Annotated in this window: 11 protein-coding genes and 1 CRISPR repeat array (1 of these 12 running past the window's edge); of the genes, 7 read left to right on the forward strand and 4 right to left on the reverse strand. The window is 68.6% G+C overall.

Annotated features, from left to right (window positions below; genetic code table 11):
* Positions 1 to 75 precede the first annotated feature (75 nt).
* The 3 genes from PIQ37_RS00815 to PIQ37_RS00825 form a co-directional block, all read right to left on the reverse strand.
* A complete protein-coding gene (locus PIQ37_RS00815) occupies positions 76 to 846 on the reverse strand; it encodes an NAD kinase (RefSeq protein ID WP_026143327.1) in 771 nt (256 codons plus the stop codon).
* 201 nt (positions 847 to 1,047) lie between these two features.
* Positions 1,048 to 1,941, reverse strand: coding sequence for a hypothetical protein (locus PIQ37_RS00820; protein WP_342071991.1), 894 nt, complete (start codon positions 1,939 to 1,941; stop codon positions 1,048 to 1,050).
* 12 nt (positions 1,942 to 1,953) lie between these two features.
* The gene (locus tag PIQ37_RS00825; protein ID WP_342071992.1) at positions 1,954 to 7,071 is read right to left on the reverse strand and encodes an NAD-glutamate dehydrogenase; all 5,118 of its coding nucleotides are present in this window, start codon (positions 7,069 to 7,071) and stop codon (positions 1,954 to 1,956) included.
* Between the two features lie 241 nt (positions 7,072 to 7,312).
* Here PIQ37_RS00825 and PIQ37_RS00830 point away from each other — a divergent pair, with 241 nt between their 5' ends.
* From PIQ37_RS00830 to PIQ37_RS00840, 3 genes are read left to right on the forward strand one after another with little or no spacing between them, the layout of a single operon-like run.
* Complete coding sequence (locus tag PIQ37_RS00830; RefSeq protein ID WP_342071993.1) at positions 7,313 to 7,966, forward strand: TetR/AcrR family transcriptional regulator; 654 nt, start codon at positions 7,313 to 7,315, stop codon at positions 7,964 to 7,966.
* Positions 7,963 to 9,246: an efflux RND transporter periplasmic adaptor subunit gene (locus tag PIQ37_RS00835; protein WP_342071994.1), complete on the forward strand. Its 1,284-nt coding sequence runs from the start codon at positions 7,963 to 7,965 to the stop codon at positions 9,244 to 9,246. The genes PIQ37_RS00830 and PIQ37_RS00835 overlap by 4 nt, the downstream gene beginning before the upstream one ends.
* A 12-nt stretch (positions 9,247 to 9,258) precedes the next feature.
* Positions 9,259 to 12,432 carry a multidrug efflux RND transporter permease subunit gene (locus PIQ37_RS00840; RefSeq protein WP_342071995.1) on the forward strand — a complete coding sequence of 1,058 codons (3,174 nt, stop codon included), beginning with the start codon at positions 9,259 to 9,261 and terminating at the stop codon, positions 12,430 to 12,432.
* 329 nt (positions 12,433 to 12,761) lie between these two features.
* Here the strand turns inward: PIQ37_RS00840 and PIQ37_RS00845 are convergent, their stop codons facing one another.
* Entirely contained in the window at positions 12,762 to 13,910 is a 1,149-nt protein-coding gene (locus tag PIQ37_RS00845) for an acyl-CoA dehydrogenase family protein (RefSeq protein WP_267094252.1), read from the reverse strand.
* A 126-nt stretch (positions 13,911 to 14,036) separates the two neighbouring features.
* Between PIQ37_RS00845 and PIQ37_RS00850 the strand changes: the two genes are divergently transcribed.
* The 4 genes from PIQ37_RS00850 (at position 14,037) to PIQ37_RS00865 (ending at position 20,020) form a co-directional block, all read left to right on the forward strand.
* Entirely contained in the window at positions 14,037 to 15,026 is a 990-nt protein-coding gene (locus PIQ37_RS00850; protein ID WP_342071996.1) for an ArsR/SmtB family transcription factor, read from the forward strand.
* Positions 15,023 to 16,165, forward strand: a complete 1,143-nt coding sequence (locus tag PIQ37_RS00855; RefSeq protein WP_342071997.1) for a homocysteine S-methyltransferase family protein — start codon at positions 15,023 to 15,025, stop codon at positions 16,163 to 16,165. The genes PIQ37_RS00850 and PIQ37_RS00855 overlap by 4 nt, the downstream gene beginning before the upstream one ends.
* Before the next feature lie 103 nt (positions 16,166 to 16,268).
* The gene (gene metH / locus PIQ37_RS00860) at positions 16,269 to 19,034 is read left to right on the forward strand and encodes a methionine synthase (RefSeq protein ID WP_342071998.1); all 2,766 of its coding nucleotides are present in this window, start codon (positions 16,269 to 16,271) and stop codon (positions 19,032 to 19,034) included.
* A gap of 74 nt (positions 19,035 to 19,108) precedes the next feature.
* Positions 19,109 to 20,020, forward strand: coding sequence for an NAD-dependent epimerase/dehydratase family protein (locus tag PIQ37_RS00865; RefSeq protein ID WP_342071999.1), 912 nt, complete (start codon positions 19,109 to 19,111; stop codon positions 20,018 to 20,020).
* A gap of 250 nt (positions 20,021 to 20,270) precedes the next feature.
* Positions 20,271 to 20,314: direct repeats of the CRISPR family, unit length 31 nt; it runs 579 nt beyond the window's last position.

Below are 20,314 nucleotides of genomic sequence, written 5' to 3' on the forward strand. Positions count from 1 at the left end.
CAGTGGATGCAGGACTGGGCAAGAAAGCGGATGCGCCGTTGCGAATCCCCAATCCCCAATCACGAATCCCCGCCCCTACACCATAAATTGCTCGCTCAAGATTCGCTCCTCCAGATTGTGTTCCGGATCGAACAGCAGGGTGACCAGGCGGTCGCGGGATTCGCGGATGGTGACTTCGACCACGTCGCGGGTCTCGTGCGAGTCGGCGGTGACGCTGACCGGGCGCTTGTACGGGTCCAGCACGCGGAAGCGCACCTCGATGTCGGCCTTGAGGATCGCGCCGCGCCAGCGCCGCGGCCGGTACGGCGCGATCGGGGTCAGCGCCAGGGTGTGCGAGCCCAGCGGCAGGATCGGTCCGTGCGCGGAGGAGTTGTAGGCGGTGCTGCCGGCCGGGGTCGACACCAGCACGCCGTCGCAGATCAGTTCGTCGACCCGGGTCTGGCCGTTGAGATCGATGCTCACGTGCGCGGCCTGGCGGGTCTGCCGCAGCAGCGAGACCTCGTTGTAGGCCAGCGAGCCGGTGGTGGCGCCGGATTCGGTCTGCGCCAGCATTTCCAGCGGGCGCAGCTTGGCCGGCTCGGCCAGGGCCAGGCGCGCGACCAGATCGTCGTCGCGGAACTGGTTCATCAGGAAGCCGACCGTGCCCAGCTTCATGCCGAACACCGGCTTGCCCAGGCTGCCGTGGCGATGCAGGGTCTGCAGCATGAAGCCATCGCCGCCGAGCGCACACAGCACATCGGCGTCGGCCGGCTCGCAATCGCCGTAGCGCCCGACCAGTTGGGTGCGCGCGTGCTGCGCCTCCGGCGCGACGCTGGCGAGGAAACAGATGCGGGGCGAGGACGGCAGGACGGAAGCATTCATGGCCCCGATCATACCCGGGGCGCCATGACCGGCGCGCGGCGGCGAACCGGCGGCACGCGATTGCAGCCGAGGCAGCGGCCAATCCGCGGCAGTTGCATGCCGCGTCCGCACCGCGATGTGATGGGATCTGTGGCGACAGCCATTGCAGGCCGGTGCCCGGTACCGGGCCGAGTCGCTCCGCCCGCCTTATCTGCCGGACATGAAATCGCGGCACGCAGTCTCTGCCGCCTGCTCCTCCATCGCCTGGCGCACCGATGCCGGCACCAGCGGACCCAGATGCTCCCGCACCTGCTGCGCCAGTTCCACCGACCGGATCTCGCCCATTCCCTGCTGCTTGCGCGCATCGGCCAGACACAGCCAATACCAGGCGCGCGCCAGATCCCGGCACGCTTCCGGGCCGCAGGCCTGGATCCAGGCCAGTTCGGGTTCCCAGCCGGCACCCGAGCACCAGCCGGGACGGCTCCATTCGGCCAGCAGCGCGGCATGGTCCGGAATGGTGCCCACGCCCAGGAAGCGACGGCGGCCGTACGCGCGCATCGCCACGCTGCAGCCACGGATGTCCAGCCAGGTGCGGGCATAGACCGCACGCTTCAGTGCCGCCAGTGCCGCGGCCTGCTCGCCGTTGGCGTCCAGTTGCAGAAACAGCGCATAGGCGGCATCGCCCACCGATTTCCTGGCAAGTGCGCGCAAGCCTCGCAGGTCGCCCTGCCGTGCCTGCTGCAACGCCCGCTCCAGCCGCAGCTCCAGCGGAGGCTGCCGTGCCAGGAAGACGATCAACAACAGGAGCACCGCGGGGATGACCAGGTACAGCATGTGCGCCTCGAACTGCGGCGCTGCAGCCGTGTGCTCGCCCGATGGCGCGGATCGTATCAGCGCGGGCTGCCAGAATCCCGCGGCCTTGCAAGACGCGGTCGGTCGCCGCAGCGGTGCGCCGCCGACCTGGCTCCAACGGGGAAAGTGGGGCAAACGCGGGTCCCCCACCAAGGACGCGTGACAGCAATCGCCTGCCACGCGCCATGCGTCACCATCGGGCGACGCGGTACCGCTGTGGGCCAGGCCCGCACGCGCGGGCCTGGCCATCGGCGCGATCGGTCAGACGCCGTGCGCCGCCAGCTGGCCGAGTCGCTGCACCGCCACCGACACCGTCGGGTAGTCCAGCGTCTTCTGCGCAGCCAGTTCCTGCAGCATGCTCAGGGTGAAGCGCAGGCTACTGTCGTCGCGCTGCAGCCAGTGCTGCACCTTGGCCTCGGCGGTGCCGCCCGGCAGGCTCAGCGCCTGGCCGGCCAGCACGCCGTGGTGCTTGGCCAGTTCGTCGCGCAGCACGCCGCGGGCCACCGCATGCCAGCGGCCGTTGACCTCCAGCGCGTCGATCTGCTCGAACAGCCACGGCAACTGCAGCGCCTCGCCGAGGCGGAAGTGCACCTTCGACACCTCCACCGGCTTGAGCTTGCGGGTGCGCGCCATCTCGATGATGTCGAACGCCGGCTCCAGGAAGCGCAGTTCCGACAGCTGCTGGGCGAGCGCCGGCGGCAGGCCCTTGTCCTGCCACTCCTGCACCAGCGCCTCGTAGCGCGGACGCTGCGAATCGGGCAACACACCGGAGGCGACGCGGATGTCGTTGAACGGCTCGTAGTAGCGCTCCACCGCCGCGGTGATGCCCGGCATCGGGCCCGGGCGGAACAGCAGCCAGCGCACGAAGGCGCGCTGCAGCGTCCAGATCACCTCCAGCGCGTCGATCTGCACCGACTCGGGTACCTTGCCATCCAGCGCGTCGATCTGCGTCCACAGCGCGCGCGCATCCAGCGTCTCGCGGCTGATGGTGTAGGCCTTGGCGACCTCGGCGATGCTGCGGCCGGTGTCTTCCTGCATGCGCATCAGGAAGGTGGCGCCCATGCGGTTGATGGTGGTGTTGGTCACCGCGGTGGCGATGATCTCGCGCTTGAGGCGGTGCCGCTCCATCGCGTCGGCGTACTTCTTCTGCAGCGGCTGCGGGAAGTAGCGCTGCAGCTCCTTGGACAGGTACGGGTCCTCGGGGATGTCCGATTCCAGCAGTTGCTGGAACGCCACCAGCTTGGAATAGGACAGCAGCACCGCCAGTTCCGGCCGGGTCAGGCCCTGGCCACGCGCCTTGCGCGCAGAGATTTCCGCGTCCGAAGGCAGGTATTCGATCTGCCGGTCGAGCAGGCCCTGCGCTTCCAGGGTGCGGATGAAGTGCTGCTTGGAGCCCAGGCGGGTGACGCTCATCCGCTCCATCAGGCTCAGCGCCTGGTTCTGGCGGATGTTGTCCCACAGCACCAGCTCGGCCACTTCGTCGGTCATCGACGCCAGCAGCTTGTTGCGCGCGTCCAGGGTCAGCTTCTTGGCCTGCACCACGTCGTTGAGCAGGATCTTGATGTTGACCTCGTGGTCGGACGTATCCACGCCGGCCGAGTTGTCGATGAAGTCGGTGTTGAGCAGCACGCCGACCTGTGCGGCCTCGATGCGGCCGAGCTGGGTCAGGCCGAGGTTGCCGCCCTCACCCACGACCTTGCAGCGCAGCTCGCCGCCGTTGACGCGCAGGCCGTTGTTGGCGCGGTCGCCGACGTCGCCGTGGGTCTCGCTGGCGGCCTTGACGTAGGTGCCGATGCCGCCGTTCCAGAACAGGTCCACCGGCGCCTTGAGGATGGCGTTCATCAGGTCGTTCGGCGAGAGCTGCTTGACGCCCGGCTCCAGGCCCAGCGCCTCGCGTACCGGCGCGCTGATCTCGATCGACTTGAGCGTGCGCGGGTAGATGCCGCCGCCGGCGCTGATCAACTTGGCGTCGTAGTCGGCCCAGCTGGAGCGCGGCAGCTTGAACAGGCGCTCGCGCTCGGCGAAGGACGCCGCCGCGTCCGGGTTCGGGTCGAGGAAGATGTGGCGATGGTCGAACGCGGCCAGCAGACGGATGTGGCGCGACAGCAGCATGCCGTTGCCGAACACGTCGCCGGACATGTCGCCGATGCCCACGCAGGTGAAGTCCTCGCTCTGGCAGTCGCGGCCCAGTGCGCGGAAGTGGCGCTTGACCGACTCCCAGGCGCCGCGCGCGGTGATGCCCATGCCCTTGTGGTCGTAGCCGACCGAGCCGCCGGAGGCGAACGCATCGCCCAGCCAGAAGCCGTGGTCCAGCGCCAGGCCATTGGCGATGTCGGAGAAGGTGGCCGTGCCCTTGTCGGCGGCGACCACCAGGTACGGGTCGTCCTGGTCGTGGCGCACCACCTGCGGCGGCGGCACGATCTTGCCGCCGACGATGTTGTCGGTGATGTCCAGCAGGCCCTGGATGAACAGCTTGTAGCAGGCGATGCCTTCGGCCAGCACCGCGTCGCGGTCGCCGCCGACCGGCGGGCGCTTGCAGAAGAAGCCGCCCTTGGCGCCGACCGGCACGATCACCGTGTTCTTGACCATCTGCGCCTTGACCAGGCCCAGCACCTCGGTGCGGAAGTCCTCGCGCCGGTCGGACCAGCGCAGGCCGCCACGCGCCACCGCGCCGAAGCGCAGGTGCACGCCTTCCACGCGCGGGCCGTACACGAAGATCTCGCGGTACGGACGCGGCTTGGGCAGGTCCGGCACCTTGGCCGAATCCAGCTTGAAGCTGATGCAGTGGCCCAGTCCGCCATCGGCGGTGCGCTGGTAGTGGCTGGTGCGCAGGGTCGCCTCGATCACACCCTTGAAGCTGCGCAGGATGCGATCCTCGTCGAGGCTGGCGACCTGGTCGAACAGCTTCAGCAGGGCGGCCGAGACCGCCTCCAGCTGCGCGTCGCGGTTGCCGCTGCGCGCATCGATCACCGGCTGCAGCGCCTTCAGCGCCGCGGCATCGTCCTTGGCCAGCAGGTGCAGTTGCGCCGTCAGCGCAGCCTGTCCCTCGGCGATCTGCGCCTTGCTCTCGTTGCCGGTGGCCGGATCGAAGCGCGCCTCGAACAGTTCCACCAGCAGCCGCGCCAGCAGCGGATAGCGGTTGCAGGTCTCTTCCACGTAAGCCTGCGAGAACGGCACGCCGGTCTGCAGCAGGTACTTGCAGTAGCCGCGCAGCACCGCGACCTGGCGCCAGCTCAGGCTGGCGCCGACGATCAGGCGGTTGAAGCCGTCGTTCTCGGCGTCGCCGCGCCAGATCCGCACGAACGCCTCGCACAGCGGCGCATCGGCGGCGGCCACGTCGATGCTGCCGGCCAGCGGCTCGACCTCGAAGTCCTGGATCGACAGCGCGGTGCCATCGACCACCAGCCGGTACGGACGTTCGGAGATCACCCGCAGGCCCAGGTTCTCCATCATCGGCAGCACGTCCGACAGCGGCAGGTCGTCGTGCTGGCGGTACAGCTTCAGGCGCAGGCTGTCGGCGCCGTCGCGGCGCAGCGCCTGCAGGCTCAGGTGCAGGTCTTCCGGACCGCGCAGCGCGGCCAGGCGCTCGACGTCGCGCGCGGCGATCTGCGCGGTCGACTCCTCGATGTAGCCGGCCGGCAGCGCGCGGCCGTAGCCGGCGGCCAGGCGCAGGCCATCGCGCTCGCCGCAGCTGGCCACCAGCGCCTCGCGCAGGTCGTCGTGCCAGTTGCGCAGCAGGTGCGCCAGGCGCGATTCCAGTTCGGTGGTATCGAACTCCAGCGCCTCGCCCGGCTTGGGCCGCACGATCATGTGCAGCTGCGCCAGCGGCGATTCGCCCAGCACCACGTTGGAATCGATGTACTCGCCGTGCAGCGCGTCCTTGAGCAAGGCCTCGATGCGCAGGCGCACGTCGGTGTTGAAGCGCTCGCGCGGGATGTACACCAGCGCGGAAATGAAGCGGCCGTACTTGTCGCGGCGCAGGAACAGGCGGCTGCGCACCCGCTCCTGCAGGCCGAGAATGCCCATCGCGGTGCGGTACAGCTCTTCCTCGTTGGACTGGAACAGTTCCTCGCGCGGCAGCGTCTCCAGGATATGGCGCAGCGCCTTGCCGCTGTGGCTGCTCGGGGTCAGCTCGGACTTGCGCATCACGTAGTCGAAGCGCTCGCGCACCAGCGGGATCTCCCACGGGCGGCGGTTGTAGGCGCTGGAGGTGAACAGGCCGAGGAAGCGCTGTTCGGCGACGATGCGGCCCTTGGCGTCGAACTCCAGCACGCCGATGTAGTCCATGTAGCCGCTGCGGTGCACCCGCGAGCGCGCATTGGTCTTGGTCAGGATCAGCGCTTCCTTGGTGCCGGACTCGCTGAGACCGTGTGCGGCCAGCGTGCGCACCGGCCGCGCCGGCGACTTGTCCTGCCCGCGCAGCAGGCCCAGGCCGCTGTCTTCCAGCGGCGCCAGCACGTCTTCGCCGCCCTGCTTCTCCACCCGGTACTCGCGGTAGCCGAAGAAGGTGAAATGGTCGGCCGTGGCCCAGCGCAGGAATTCCTGCGCCTCGCGCCGGCCCTTGTCGTCCACCGGCAGGCGCCGCGTGGTCAGGTCGTCGGCCAGCGCCAGCATCTTCTCGCGCATGCCGCCCCAGTCGCGCACGATGTTGCGCACCTCGCCGAGGATGCGCCGGATCGCCGCTTCCACCTGCGCCATGTCTTCCGGCGGCTGGCGGTCGATCTCCAGCGCCATCAGCGATTCCGCCTTGCCCTCGCCCACGTTCTCCAGCGTGCCGCCCTTGTCGCGCTGCATGCGCAGCACCGGGTGGCCGAGCACGTGCACGCCGATGCCCAGCTCGGCCAGCGCCATGCTCACCGAATCGACCAGGAACGGCATGTCGTCGTTGACGATCTGCAGCACCGTGTGCGACGACTCCCAGCCGTCGTCCTTCAGGTTCGGATTGAACACCCGCACGTTGACCGTGCCCGGCTTGCGCTTGCGTGCGAACTCCAGCATCGACGCGGCCAGCGCCGCCCACTCCTGCGCGCTGTGGTGGGGGAACTCGTCCTCCTCCATGCGCTTGTAGAACTCTTCGGCGAAGGTCTGCGCCTCCTCCTGGCGCGCGGCCGGATAGCGCTTGCGCAGCGCCGCGAACACCGGTGCCAGGCTGAAGGCGCTGGCGGCGGGCGCCGCATCGATCACCTTGGCGGTCGCCGGCACGGTCGCGGCCAGCTTGGGCGGCGTCGCCGCCTTGCGCGGGGCGGCGGACTTGGCCGGAGGCTTGGCCGCCGCCTTGGTCTTGGCAGGCGCCTTGGCCGGCTTGGTGGCGGACGGGGTCGCGGAGGTGCGGGTGGCGGCCGAAGATTTGGAACGGGAAGCGGCGTGTTTGGGTTTCATGACGGAGAGCAGCAACGATGCTCGATGGGAAAGCCGGAATTGTACCGGTGCTCCGTTCAACTACCTTGCTGCATCGCAAACCGACGGCGCGGCCGCGGCGACGCGCCAGATCGCGCAAAGCGACCGCAACACCATCATCACGCGGCGGTCACCATGCTTTGCCGGCCACGCTGTTGTCAGCAAGAACACCCCTGTGTCAAGGCTGTTCTAATTCTAAACTGGACGGTATAGTCCACAATCGATGAGCACTCCCCTCGCCTCCGCCGCACAGCGCCAGGCGCGCGACCAGCGCGTGTACGCTGCCGTGCGCGAATTGCTGGCCGAGGAAGGCATGGGCCTGAGCATGGATGCGGTGGCGGCACGCGCCGGCTGCTCCAAGCAGACCCTTTACAGCCGCTACTGCAGCAAGCAGGGCCTGCTGCGGCGGGCGATGCAGGATCACCTCGATCTGGCCACCGCGCACCTGGAGCCGGTGCAGGACGACCTGCGCGGCAGCCTGCTGCGCTTCGCCTGCGAGTACCTGGAACAGCTGTCCGAACCCCGTGTACTGCAGAGTTGCCAGCTGATCGCCGCCGAGTCGCGGCACTTCCCCGAAGAAGCGCGCGCCCTGTTCCGCGACAGCGCCGGCGCGCTGATGCAGCGCCTGAGCGAGCGCCTGCGCGGCGCCATGGCGCGCGGCCAGCTCCGGCATGACGATCCGCACTTCATGGCCGAGCTGCTGTTGAGCATGATCGTCGGCATGGATTTCGAGCGTCAGCGCTTCCACAGCGCGCATCGCGGCGACGCCGCCGCGCAGCGCGCCTGGGCCGAGTTCGCCGTGGACGGCTTCTTGCGCGCGTTCGCCGCCGCCCCTTTCCTTCCTTCTACAAAACCAGACCGGAGTACCACCCGATGACCTCCCCGTTGCGTTCTCTCGCCCTGGCCTGCGCCGTCGTGGTGGTGTTGGCATCCTGCAAGAAACAGGAGCAGCAGCAGGCCATGCCGCCGCCGGAAGTGGGCGTGCTGCAGGCGCAGCCGCAGACCGTGCCGCTTGAGCGCGAACTGGTCGGCCGCCTGTCCGCGTTCCGTAGCGCCGACGTGCGCGCCCGCGTGCCCGGCGTGCTGGAAAAGCGCCTGTACACCGAAGGCACCGACGTCAAGGAAGGCCAGCCGCTGTTCCAGATCGACCCGGCGCCGCTGCGTGCGACCCTGGCCTCGGCGCAGGGCCAGCTGGCCGCGGCCGAAGCCACCTACGCCAACGCCAAGGCCGCCGCCGCCCGCGCCCGCAGCCTGGCGCCGCAGGCCTACGTGTCCAAGTCCGACCTGGACAACGCCGAGGCCACCGAACGCAGCTCCGCCGCGTCGGTGCAGCAGGCCCGTGCGGCGGTGGAAACCGCGCGCATCAACCTCGGCTACGCCACCGTCACTGCGCCGATCGCCGGCCGCGCCGGCAAGCAGCAGGTCACCGAGGGCGCGCTGGTCGGCCAGGGCGACAGCACGCTGCTGACCACGATCGACCAGCTGGACCCGCTGTACGTCAACTTCTCGATGAGTTCCGACGAACTGGCGCAGCTGCGCCAGGCGCAGACCGAAGGCAACGTCGCCCTCAACGCCGAGGACAAGTCCACCGTGCAGATCAAGCTCGGCGACGGCAGCACCTATGCGCATGCCGGCACCCTGGACTTCTCCGGCGCCGCGGTCGACCCGAGCACCGGCTCGGTGACGCTGCGCGCGCTGCTGCCCAATCCGGACCGGGTGCTGCTGCCCGGCGCCTTCGTCAGCTTCTCGGCCAACCTGGGCCAGCGCAAGGACGTGTACCTGATCCCGCAGGCGGCCGTGCTGCGCGACGCCAAGGGCGCCTATGCGATGGTCGTCGGCAAGGACAGCAAGGTGGTGCGCAAGGATCTGACCACGGCCGGCCAGCAGGGCGACAAGTGGATCGTCAGCGGCGGCCTGCAGAACGGCGACCAGGTGGTGGTCAGCGGCCTGCCCAAGGTCAAGGAAGGCGCACCGGCCGTGGCCAAGCCGTGGAATCCGAATGCCGCCGCCCAGGGCCAGGGCCCGGGTGCCGGCGCAGCGCCCGGCCAAGGTGCCCAAGGCGCCGCGGCGCCGGCCAAGGGCGCCGCCCCGGCGCAGGGCGCAGCGCACGGCGATGCGCCGAACGCCGCCTCGTCTTCCGACCAGCCGAAGCAGTAACGGACTCCCCCCATGCCTAAGTTCTTCATCGAACACCCGGTCTTCGCCTGGGTGGTGGCGATCCTGATCTCGCTCAGCGGCGTGATCGCCATCCTCAATCTCGGCGTCGAGTCGTATCCCTCGATCGCCCCACCCCAGGTCACCGTCACCGCCACCTATCCCGGCGCCAGCGCCAGCACCACCGAACGCTCGGTCACCCAGGTGATCGAGCAGCAGCTGACCGGCATCGACCACTTGCTGTACTTCAGCTCGTCGTCGTCCTCCAGCGGCAGCGCCACCATCACCCTGACCTTCGAGACCGGCACCGACCCGGACATCGCCCAGGTGCAGGTGCAGAACAAGGTGTCGCTGGCGACCCCGCGCCTGCCCTCGGAAGTGACCGCGCAGGGCGTGGTGGTGGCCAAGGCCAACGCCGGCTTCCTGAGCGTGATCGCGCTGCGTTCGGACAACCCGTCGATCGACCGCGACGCGCTCAACGACATCGTCGGGTCGCGCGTGCTGGAACAGATCTCGCGCGTGCCCGGCGTCGGCAGCACCCAGCAGTTCGGTGCCGAGTACGCCATGGACATCTGGTTGAACCCGGAGAAGCTGCAGGGTTACCACATGTCCGCCACCGACGTGTACAACGCGATCCGCGCGCAGAACGTGCAGTTCGCCGCCGGTTCGCTCGGTTCGGATCCGGCGCCGCAGGGCCAGTCGTTCACCGCCACGGTCAGCGCCGAGGGCCGCTTCACCTCGCCCGAGCAGTTCGAGAACATCATCCTTCGCGCCGACGGCAACGGCACCGTGGTGCGGCTGAAGGACGTGGCCCGGGTCGCGTTCGGCCCGACCAACTTCGGCTTCGATACCCAGTACAACGGCAAGCCGACCGGCGCCTTCGCCATCCAGCTGCTGCCGGGCGCCAATGCGCTGAGCGTGTCCGAGGCGGTCAAGGCCAAGATGGACGAGCTGCAGCCCAGCTTCCCGCAGGGCGTCACCTGGTTCACGCCTTACGAGAGCACCACCTTCGTCAAGATCTCGATCGAGGAAGTGGTCAAGACCCTGGCCGAGGCGATCGTGCTGGTGTTCCTGGTGATGCTGGTGTTCCTGCAGAACTTCCGCGCCACCATCATCCCCACCCTGGTCATCCCGGTGGCGCTGCTGGGCACCTTCCTGGGCATGTGGGCGATCGGCTTCACCATCAACCAGCTGACCCTGTTCGCGATGGTGCTGGCGATCGGCATCGTGGTCGACGACGCGATCGTGGTGATCGAGAACGTCGAACGCATCATGTCCGAGGAGCACCTGGCGCCGAAGGCGGCCACGCACAAGGCGATGACCCAGATCACCGGCGCGGTGGTGGCCATCACCGTGGTGCTGGCGGCGGTGTTCATTCCGTCGGCGATGCAGCCCGGCGCGGCCGGCGCGATCTACAAGCAGTTCGCGATCACCATCGCCATGTCGATGGCGTTCTCCGCCTTCCTGGCGCTGAGCTTCACCCCTGCGCTGTGTGCGGCGTTCCTCAAGCCCACCCACAACGACAACCCGAACTGGGTCTACCGCACCTTCAACAAGTACTACGACAAGCTGGCGCACCGCTACGTCGGCGCGGTGGGCAACACCATCCGCCGCGCGCCGCGCTGGATGGCGGTGTTCGCCCTGCTGGTGGTGCTGTGCGGCTTCCTGTTCACGCGCATGCCGGGCAGCTTCCTGCCGGAAGAGGACCAGGGCTTCGCGCTGGCGATCGTGCAGTTGCCGCCGGGTGCGACCAAGACCCGCACCAACGAGGTGTTCGCGCAGATGCGCGGCGTGCTGCAGCAGCAGAAGGCGGTCGAAGGCATGCTGCAGGTGGCCGGCTTCAGCTTCCTGGGCCGCGGCGAGAACGTGGGCATGGGCTTCATCCGGCTCAAGCCCTGGGACGAGCGCGACATCGCCGCCGGTGACCTGATCCAGCAGTTGAACGGGATGTTCTACGGCATCAAGGACGCGCAGATCTTCGTGGTCAACCTGCCCACGGTGAACGGCCTGGGCCAGTTCGGCGGCTTCGACATGTGGCTGCAGGACCGCAGCGGCCAGGGCGAGGAAGCCCTGCTGCAGGCACGCAACATCGTGCTCGGCAAGGCCGCGCAGCGCCAGGACACCCTGGCCGGCGTGCGTCCGAACGGCCTGGAGAACTCGCCGCAGCTGCAGTTGAAGGTGGACCGCGTGCAGGCGCAGTCGATGGGCCTGTCGGTCAACGACATCTACCAGTCGATCCAGCTGATGCTGGCGCCGGTGTACGTCAACGACTTCTTCTACGAAGGCCGCATCAAGCGCGTCAACATGCAGGCCGACGCGCCGTTCCGCACCGGTCCGGAGTCGCTGCGCAACTTCTACGTGCCCAGCAGCACCGCCTCCGATAGCAGCGGCCTGCCGCAGATGATCCCGCTGAGCACCGTGGTGAGCTCGGACTGGATCTACAGCTCGCCGTCGCTGAGCCGCTACAACGGCTACTCGGCGATCAACATCGTCGGCAACCCGGCGCCGGGCGGCAGTTCCGGCCAGGCGATGAGCGCGATGGAGGACATCGTCAACAACGACCTGCCGCCGGGCTTCGGCTTCGACTGGAGCGGCATGTCGTACCAGGAAATCATCGCCGGCAACACCGCCACGCTGCTGCTGGTGCTGTCGATCGTGGTGGTGTTCCTGTGCCTGGCGGCGCTGTACGAAAGCTGGTCGATCCCGGTGTCGGTGCTGCTGGTGGTGCCGATCGGCGTGCTCGGCGCGGTGGCCTTCTCGCTGCTGCGTGGCCTGCCGAACGACATCTACTTCAAGATCGGCCTGATCACGGTGATCGGCCTGGCCGCCAAGAACGCGATCCTGATCGTCGAGTTCGCGGTGGAGCAGCGGGCGATGGGCAAGACCCTGCGCGAGGCCGCGGCCGAGGCGGCGCACCTGCGCTTCCGCCCGATCCTGATGACCTCGTTCGCCTTCATCCTCGGCGTGCTGCCGATGGCGATCTCCACCGGTGCCGGCGCCAACGCCCGCCACGCCATCGGTACCGGCGTGATCGGCGGCATGCTGTTCGCCACCGTGCTGGGCGTGCTGTTCATCCCGCTGTTCTTCGTGATGGTGCGGCGCATGCTCGGCGACAAGCTGGACGAGCCGTCGAAGGAGTTCACGCAGATGCAGGAAGCCGGCCTGGCGCGGCATCAGCCGGATCGCTGAGCGGCGGGGAGTGGGGATTCGGGAGTGGGGATTCGTCAGTCGAGTCCCACTCCCGGTCCTGATGCCTCTCTGTAGAAATAGACAAAAAGCGGCCGCAAGGCCGCTTTTTGTTTGGGGGAATACTGGCAGGAAGCCGAACGAACTCCTTCAACAGGCAGCGCAAGCCTGGAGAACCCTTGTGGGAGGGACTTCAGTCCCGACGCATTGCAGCCCGACGCCACGCATCCCTTTTCCACAAAAAGAAAAAGCGGCCTTGCGGCCGCTTCTCCTGAATCCTCAACCGATTCGGGAACCGGCGAATCCCGACTCCCGAATCCCCACTCCCGGCCTCACCGCAACCCCGTCTCGTTGCGCGCGATCACCAGGCGCTGGATCTCACTGGTGCCCTCGTAGATCTCGGTGATCTTCGCATCGCGGAAGTAGCGCTCCAGCGGCATCTCCTTGGAATAGCCCATGCCGCCGTGGATCTGCACCGCCTGGTGGGTGATCCACATCGCTGCCTCGGAGGCGGTCAGCTTGGCCACCGAGGCTTCGGTGGTGAAGCGCTGGCCCTGCCCCTTCAGCCAGGCCGCGCGCAAGGTCAGCAGCAGCGCCGCGTCCAGCTTGCACTTCATGTCCGCGATCTTGGCCTGGGTCATCTGGAACGCGCCGATCGGCGAACCGAACGCCTTGCGCTCCTTCACGTACTCCAGGGTGGCCTCGTAGGCGGCGCGGGCCAGGCCGATCGCCTGCGAGGCGATGCCGATGCGGCCGGCGTCGAGCACGCTCATCGCGATCTTGAAGCCTTCGCCCGGCGTGCCCAGCACCTCGTCGGCGCTGGCCACGTAGTCCTGGAACTCGATCTCGCAGGTGGCCGAGGCGCGGATGCCCAGCTTGGGCTCGGTCTTGCCGCGGTGGAAGCCGGGCTTGTCGGTGTCGACGACGAAGGCGGTGATGCCGCGCGCGCCCTGCTCCGGCTCGCTCATCGCGAACAGCACGATGTACTTGGCGACCGGGCCGGAGGTGATCCAGCTCTTCTTGCCGTTGATGACGAAGCTGCCGTCGTCCTGGCGCACCGCGCGGCACCGCATCGCGGTGGCGTCGGAGCCGGACTGCGGCTCGGTCAGCGCGAAGGCGCCGATCTCGCGGCCCTCGGCGATGGCGCGCACGTATTTCTGCTTCTGCTCCTCGTTGCCGTTCTTGAGGATGCCGGCGCAGAACAGCGAGTTGTTGACCGACATGATGGTCGAATGCGCCGCATCGCCGGCGGCGATCTCGACCATCGCCAGCACATAGGCGATCGGGTCCATGCCGGCGCCGCCGTATTCTTCCGGCACCTCGATGCCCATCAGCCCGTTCTCGCCCAGCAGGCGGATGTTCTCCAGCGGGAATTCGCCGGCACGGTCGTGGTGCTCGGCGCTGGGGGCGATGCGCTCCTGGGCGATGCGCCGCGCCACGTCCTGGATCATCAATTGCTCTTCGGTAAAGCTGAAATCCACGTCGAACCCCTCCCGGGCATATTGGTCCGGCCATTGTAGCCGTGCCGACCATACGCCGGCGTGTGCAACTTGACCGGAACCGCCGCGCGGACCAAAATATCTCTATATCGCGATAGGAAGATATTTATGGATCTAGAGGACTGGTCGTCCCGGCTGAAGGTCTTCGCCGACGCCACCCGCGTGCGCCTGCTGGCACTGCTGGAACAGGAAGAACTGACCGTGGCCGAGTTGTCGGCCATCACCCGCCTGGCGCAGCCGCGGGTCTCGACCCACCTGGCCAAGCTCAAGGAGGCCGGGCTGGTGCGCGACCGCCGCGCCGGCGTGTCGGCCTATTATCGCTTCGACGAGACCCTGCTGGACCCGGCCCAGCGTGCGCTGTGGCTGGCGCTGAGCACCGGCAGCGACGACCCGCTGCTGCGCCAGGACGCCGAGCGCGTGGCCGCGGTGCTGGCCAACCGCGCCGCCGACCAGAACTGGGCCGACTCGGTGGCCGGCGACATGGAGCGCCACTATTCGCCCGGCCGCACCTGGGAAGCGCTGGCACGCACCGCCCTGCCGCTGCTGGAGACCGGCGACGTGCTCGACATCGCCTCCGGCGATGGCGTGCTGGCCGAACTGGTGGCGCCGCACGCACGCCGCTACGTCTGCATCGACACCAGCGCGCGGGTGGTGGCCGCGGCCAGCGAGCGCCTGCGCCGGCTCGGGAATGTGGAAGTGCGCGAGGGCGACATGCATGCCCTGCCCTTCGCCGATGCCAGCTTCGACCTGGTGGTGATGATGCACGCCCTGACCTATGCGACCAAGCCGGCGCAGGCGGTCTGCGAATCGGCGCGGGTGCTGCGCCCGGGCGGCCGCCTGCTGCTGTGCAGCCTGGCGCGCCACGAACACAAGGCCGCGGTGCAGGCCTACGGCCACGTCAACCTCGGCTTTTCGGCCAAGGAATTGCGCAAGTTCGTCGGCAAGGCCGGGCTCGAGGTCTCCAGCCTGGAAACCGTGACCCGCGAGAAGCGCCCGCCGCACTTCGAAGTGATTTCGTTGATTGCTGGGAAGCCGGGATTGGGGAGTGGGGATTCGGGATTTGATAAGGCAAAAGCCAAAGCAGGAGCCGACGCATGACCAGCGCTTCTCCACCAATCCCCAATCCCCAATCCCCAATCCCGGCCTCCAACTGGCTGCACCCCCAGCGCGCCGAAGCGCTGCTGCAGGCCCTGTCCGAGCGCATCCTGATCATCGACGGGGCGATGGGCACGATGATCCAGCGCCATGGGCTGCAGGAGGCCGACTATCGCGGCGAGCGCTTCGCCGAGGGCTACGACGCGCAGGCCGTGCACGTGCACGGCCCCGGCTGCGACCACGCGCCGCAGGGCCACGATCTGAAGGGCAACAACGACCTGTTGCTGCTGACCCGGCCGGAGGTGATCGCCGAGATCCACCGTGCCTATCTCGATGCCGGCGCCGACCTGCTCGAGACCAATACCTTCAACGCGACGTCGATCAGCCAGGCCGACTACCACCTGGAACACCTGGTCTACGAACTCAACAAGGCCGGCGCGCAGGTCGCGCGTGCCTGCTGCGACGCGGTCGAAGCGCTGACGCCGGACAGGCCGCGGTTCGTGATCGGCGTGCTCGGCCCGACCAGCCGCACCGCCTCGATCAGCCCGGACGTCAACGACCCCGGCTTCCGCAACACCAGCTTCGACGAGCTGCGCGCCACCTACCGCGAGGCGATCGACGGCCTGATCGACGGCGGCGCCGACACGCTGATGGTGGAGACCATCTTCGACACGCTCAACGCCAAGGCCGCGCTGTACGCGATCGAGGAGGTGTTCGACGCGCGCGGCGGGCGCCTGCCGGTGATGATCTCCGGCACCATCACCGATGCCTCCGGCCGCACTCTGTCCGGGCAGACCGCCGAAGCGTTCTATGCCTCGGTCGCGCACGGGCGGCCGCTCTCGGTCGGGCTGAACTGCGCGCTCGGCGCCAAGGACCTGCGGCCGCATGTGGAGACCCTGGCACGCATCGCCGACGGCTACGTCAGCGCGCATCCCAACGCCGGCCTGCCCAACGCCTTCGGCGAGTACGACGAGACCCCCGAGGAAATGGCGGCGACCCTGCGCGAGTTCGCCGAGTCCGGGCTGCTGAACCTGGTCGGCGGCTGCTGCGGCACCACCCCGGCGCACATCCGCGCCATCGCCGAGGCGGTGCGCGGGCTGCCGCCGCGCGTGCCGCTGGCGGCGCCGGCGCAGGCCGCCTGATGTCCGCCGCGCGCACGCCCGCCGCCCCCGACCGCGCAGTCCTGCGCGGGCACGCTGGCGCCTGCGCGTGCGCCGGCACCTCCCCGTTTCCGGAACGCTGACCATGTCCTCCGCCCGCCACACCCGCCTGTCCGGCCTGGAGCCGTTGCTGCTGACCCCGGACCTGCTGTTCGTCAATGTCGGCGAGCGCACCAACGTCACCGGCAGCGCGCAGTTCCGCAAGCTGATCAAGGAAGAGCGCTACGAGGAAGCGGTGGAGGTGGCGCGCCAGCAGGTCGCCAACGGCGCGCAGATCCTCGACGTCAACATGGACGAGGGACTGATCGACTCGGAGAAGGCGATGGTGCGCTTTCTCAACCTGATCATGTCCGAGCCGGACATCGCTCGCATCCCGGTGATGGTCGACTCCTCCAAGTGGAGCGTGATCGAGGCCGGGCTGAAGTGCCTGCAGGGCAAGAGCGTGGTCAACTCGATCTCGCTCAAGGAAGGCGAAGTGCCGTTCGTCGAGCACGCGCGCAAGGTGCTGCGCTACGGCGCCGCGGCGGTGGTGATGGCCTTCGACGAGGTCGGCCAGGCCGACACCTGCGCACGCAAGGTGGAGATCTGCACCCGCGCCTACCGCATCCTCACCGAGCAGGTCGGCTTCCCGCCGGAAGACATCATCTTCGATCCGAACATCTTCGCCGTGGCCACCGGCATCGAGGAACACGACAACTACGCGGTCGACTTCATCGAGGCGACCCGCGAGATCAAGCGCACCCTGCCGCACTGCCACGTCTCCGGCGGCGTCTCCAACGTGTCGTTCTCGTTCCGCGGCAACGAGACCGTGCGCCAGGCGATCCATTCGGTGTTCCTGTACCACGCCATCGCCGCCGGCATGGACATGGGCATCGTCAACGCCGGCGGCATGCCGATCTACGACGAGTTGGACCCGGAACTGCGCGAGCGCGTGGAGGACGTGATCCTCAACCGCCGCCGCGATGCCACCGAACGCCTGCTGGAAATCGCCGAACGCTACAAGAAAGCGGGGAATCGGGATTCGGGAATCGGGAACCGGGAAAAGCTGGCGTGGCGTGAGAAGACCGTGCGCGAGCGGTTGAGCCACGCGCTGGTGCACGGCATCGACGAGTTCGTCGAGGTCGATACCGAGGAGGCGCGGCAGCAGGCCGCGCGGCCGCTGGACGTGATCGAAGGCCCGCTGATGGACGGCATGAACGTGGTCGGCGACCTGTTCGGCGCCGGCAAGATGTTCCTGCCGCAGGTGGTGAAATCGGCGCGGGTGATGAAGAAGGCCGTGGCCTACCTGCTGCCCTACATCGAGGCGGAGAAGCTGCGCAGCGGCGACACCGGCAAGTCCAACGGCAAGATCGTCATGGCCACGGTCAAGGGCGACGTGCACGACATCGGCAAGAACATCGTCGGCGTGGTCCTGGCCTGCAACAACTTCGACGTGATCGACCTGGGGGTGATGGTGCCGACCCAGACCATCCTCGATCGCGCCCGCGCCGAGAACGCCGACATCATCGGCCTGTCGGGGCTGATCACCCCGTCGCTGGAAGAGATGACCCACGTCGCCCGCGAGATGCAGCGGCAGGGCTTCTCGATGCCGCTGCTGATCGGCGGCGCCACCACCTCACGCGCACACACCGCGCTGAAGATCGACCCGCACTACGCGGCGCCGACGGTCTGGGTCAAGGACGCCTCGCGCGCGGTGGGTGTGGCGCAATCGCTGATCTCGCGCGAACTGCGCGCGGCCTTCGTCGCCGCCAACGACGCCGACTACGCCGAGATCCGCCAGCGCCACAAGAACCGCGGCGACGCCAAGCGCCTGGTCTCGCTCGCGCACGCGCGCGGGCAGCGCTTCGACGGCGGCTGGGACGCCTACACCCCACCGGCGCCCAGGCAGCCCGGCCTGCACGTGTTCGAGGACTACCCGCTGGACGACCTGGTCCCGCTGATCGACTGGACCCCGTTCTTCCAGGCCTGGGAACTGGCCGGCAAGTTCCCGGCGATCCTCACCGACGAGATCGTCGGCCAGCAGGCCAGCGAGCTGTACCAGGACGCACGGGCGATGCTGCAGCGGATCGTCGCGGAGAAATGGCTGACCGCCAAGGCCGTGTTCGGGCTGTGGCCGGCGCAGTCGGTGGGGGATGATGTGGAGGTGGTCCTGGCGGACCAGCGGGAGTCGGGAATCGGGATTGGGGATTCGCACACGCAGAGCGACTCCCCACTCCCGAATCCTGAATCCCGGCACCTCCTGCACTTCCTGCGCCAACAGGTCGACAAGCCCGCCGAGCGCCCGGACTTCTGCCTGGCCGACTTCATCGCGCCGCGCGACAGCGGCAGGCAGGACTGGATCGGTGCGTTCGCGGTGACCGCCGGCATCGGCATCGAACCGCACGTGGCGCGCTTCGAGGCGGCGCACGACGACTACAACGCGATCCTGCTCAAGGCCCTGGCCGACCGCCTGGCCGAGGCGCTGGCCGAGCGCCTGCACCAGCGCGTGCGCACCGAGTTCTGGGGTTACGCCGACGACGAGGCGCTGGACAACGAGGCGCTGATCGCCGAGCGCTATCGCGGCATCCGTCCCGCGCCCGGCTATCCGGCCTGCCCCGACCACAGCGAGAAGCAGACCCTGTTCGCCCTGCTCGATGCCGGTCGCAACGCCGGCATGTCGCTGACCGAGAGCTTCGCGATGCTGCCGACCGCGGCGGTATCCGGCTACTACTTCAGCCACCCGCAGAGCCAGTACTTCGTGGTCGGCCGGCTGGGCAAGGACCAGCTCGCCGACTACGCCCGGCGCAAGGGCGTCTCGCTGCAACAGGCCGAACGCTGGCTGGCCTCGAACCTGGACTACGATCCGGAGTGAGCCCACGCCGCCCGCAGGCGTGCCCCATAGCGCCTGTGTCGCCCCGCGTGCCTTCGAGTCCATCGCCGATGCCCATGTCCACTCCGTCCCCGCTGAAGATCGTGGTCACCGGCAGTGCCGGCCGGGTCGGCCGCGCGATCCATATCCGGCTCGCGCGTGAGTACCGCGTCAGCGGCTTCGACCGGACGCCCTGCTCCACCGCCGACTGGGTCGGCGACCTCGACGATGCCGCACTGCTGACACGCGCACTGCAGGGCGTGGACGCCGTGATCCACACCGCCGCGCTGCATGCCCCGCACGTTGCGCATGTGCCGGCGGCGCGCTTCCGCCAGGTCAATGTCGACGGCACGCGCCGCGTCCTGGATGCCGCGGCGGCGGCCGGCGTGCGCCGCATCGTGTTCACCAGCACCACCGCGCTGTATGGCGACGCCGCCACTCCCGACGGCAGCGCCGGCTGGGTCGACGAGACGCTGACGCCGCAGCCGCACACCATCTACCACCACACCAAGCTGGAGGCCGAGGCGCTGCTGCGCGAAGCGGCCGACCAGGGCGGGCCGAGCGTGCGCATCCTGCGCATGTCGCGCTGCTTCCCGGAACCGGTCAACGTGATGGCGGCATTCCGCCTGCATCGCGGCATCGACGCGCGCGACGTCGCCGAGGCGCATGCCGCGGCTTTGCGGCATGCCGGGCCGGCGAGCGCGACGTTCGTGATTTCCGGGGCCACGCCGTTCCTGCGCGAGGATTGCGCCGAGCTGCACACCGCGGCACCAACGGTCCTGCACCGCCGCGCGCCGGTGCTGGTGGCGGCGTTCGCGCAACGCGGCTGGGCACTGCCGGAGCGGATCGACCGCGTCTATTCGCCGCAACGGGCGCTGGACGCGCTGGGCTGGCAACCGCGCCATGGTTTCGCGGAAGTGCTGCACCAATACGACACGCACGTGCCCGAGGTGCTGCCGCCCAACGACGGGCGCGCCGTCAGCGACTGAGCGCCTGGCTCTGATCGGCACACCGGGTTCGGATGGCGGAGCAAGGACGTGCGCCGTCGGCGCGAACCGGAAGCGCCCGGTGTTTTACCGGCCGGTTCGCGAATCCCGATAAGCACTTGATCGAAAAAGTGAAATGCCTTGGCACCATGAAACCGGGCAAGACAGCCCCGCCCCCTGCACGTCGCCGCACGCCTGTTTCGCGAAATCGGCACTTTTTCCTTAGTCCCGGCCGGCAGTTATGCTGAGGGCTGTCGCGCTCTCACGGGCGCGTGGATTGAAACCAGGATGTCGACT

Source organism: Xanthomonas protegens (assembly GCF_038442435.1).
GTDB lineage: Bacteria > Pseudomonadota > Gammaproteobacteria > Xanthomonadales > Xanthomonadaceae > Xanthomonas_A > Xanthomonas_A sontii.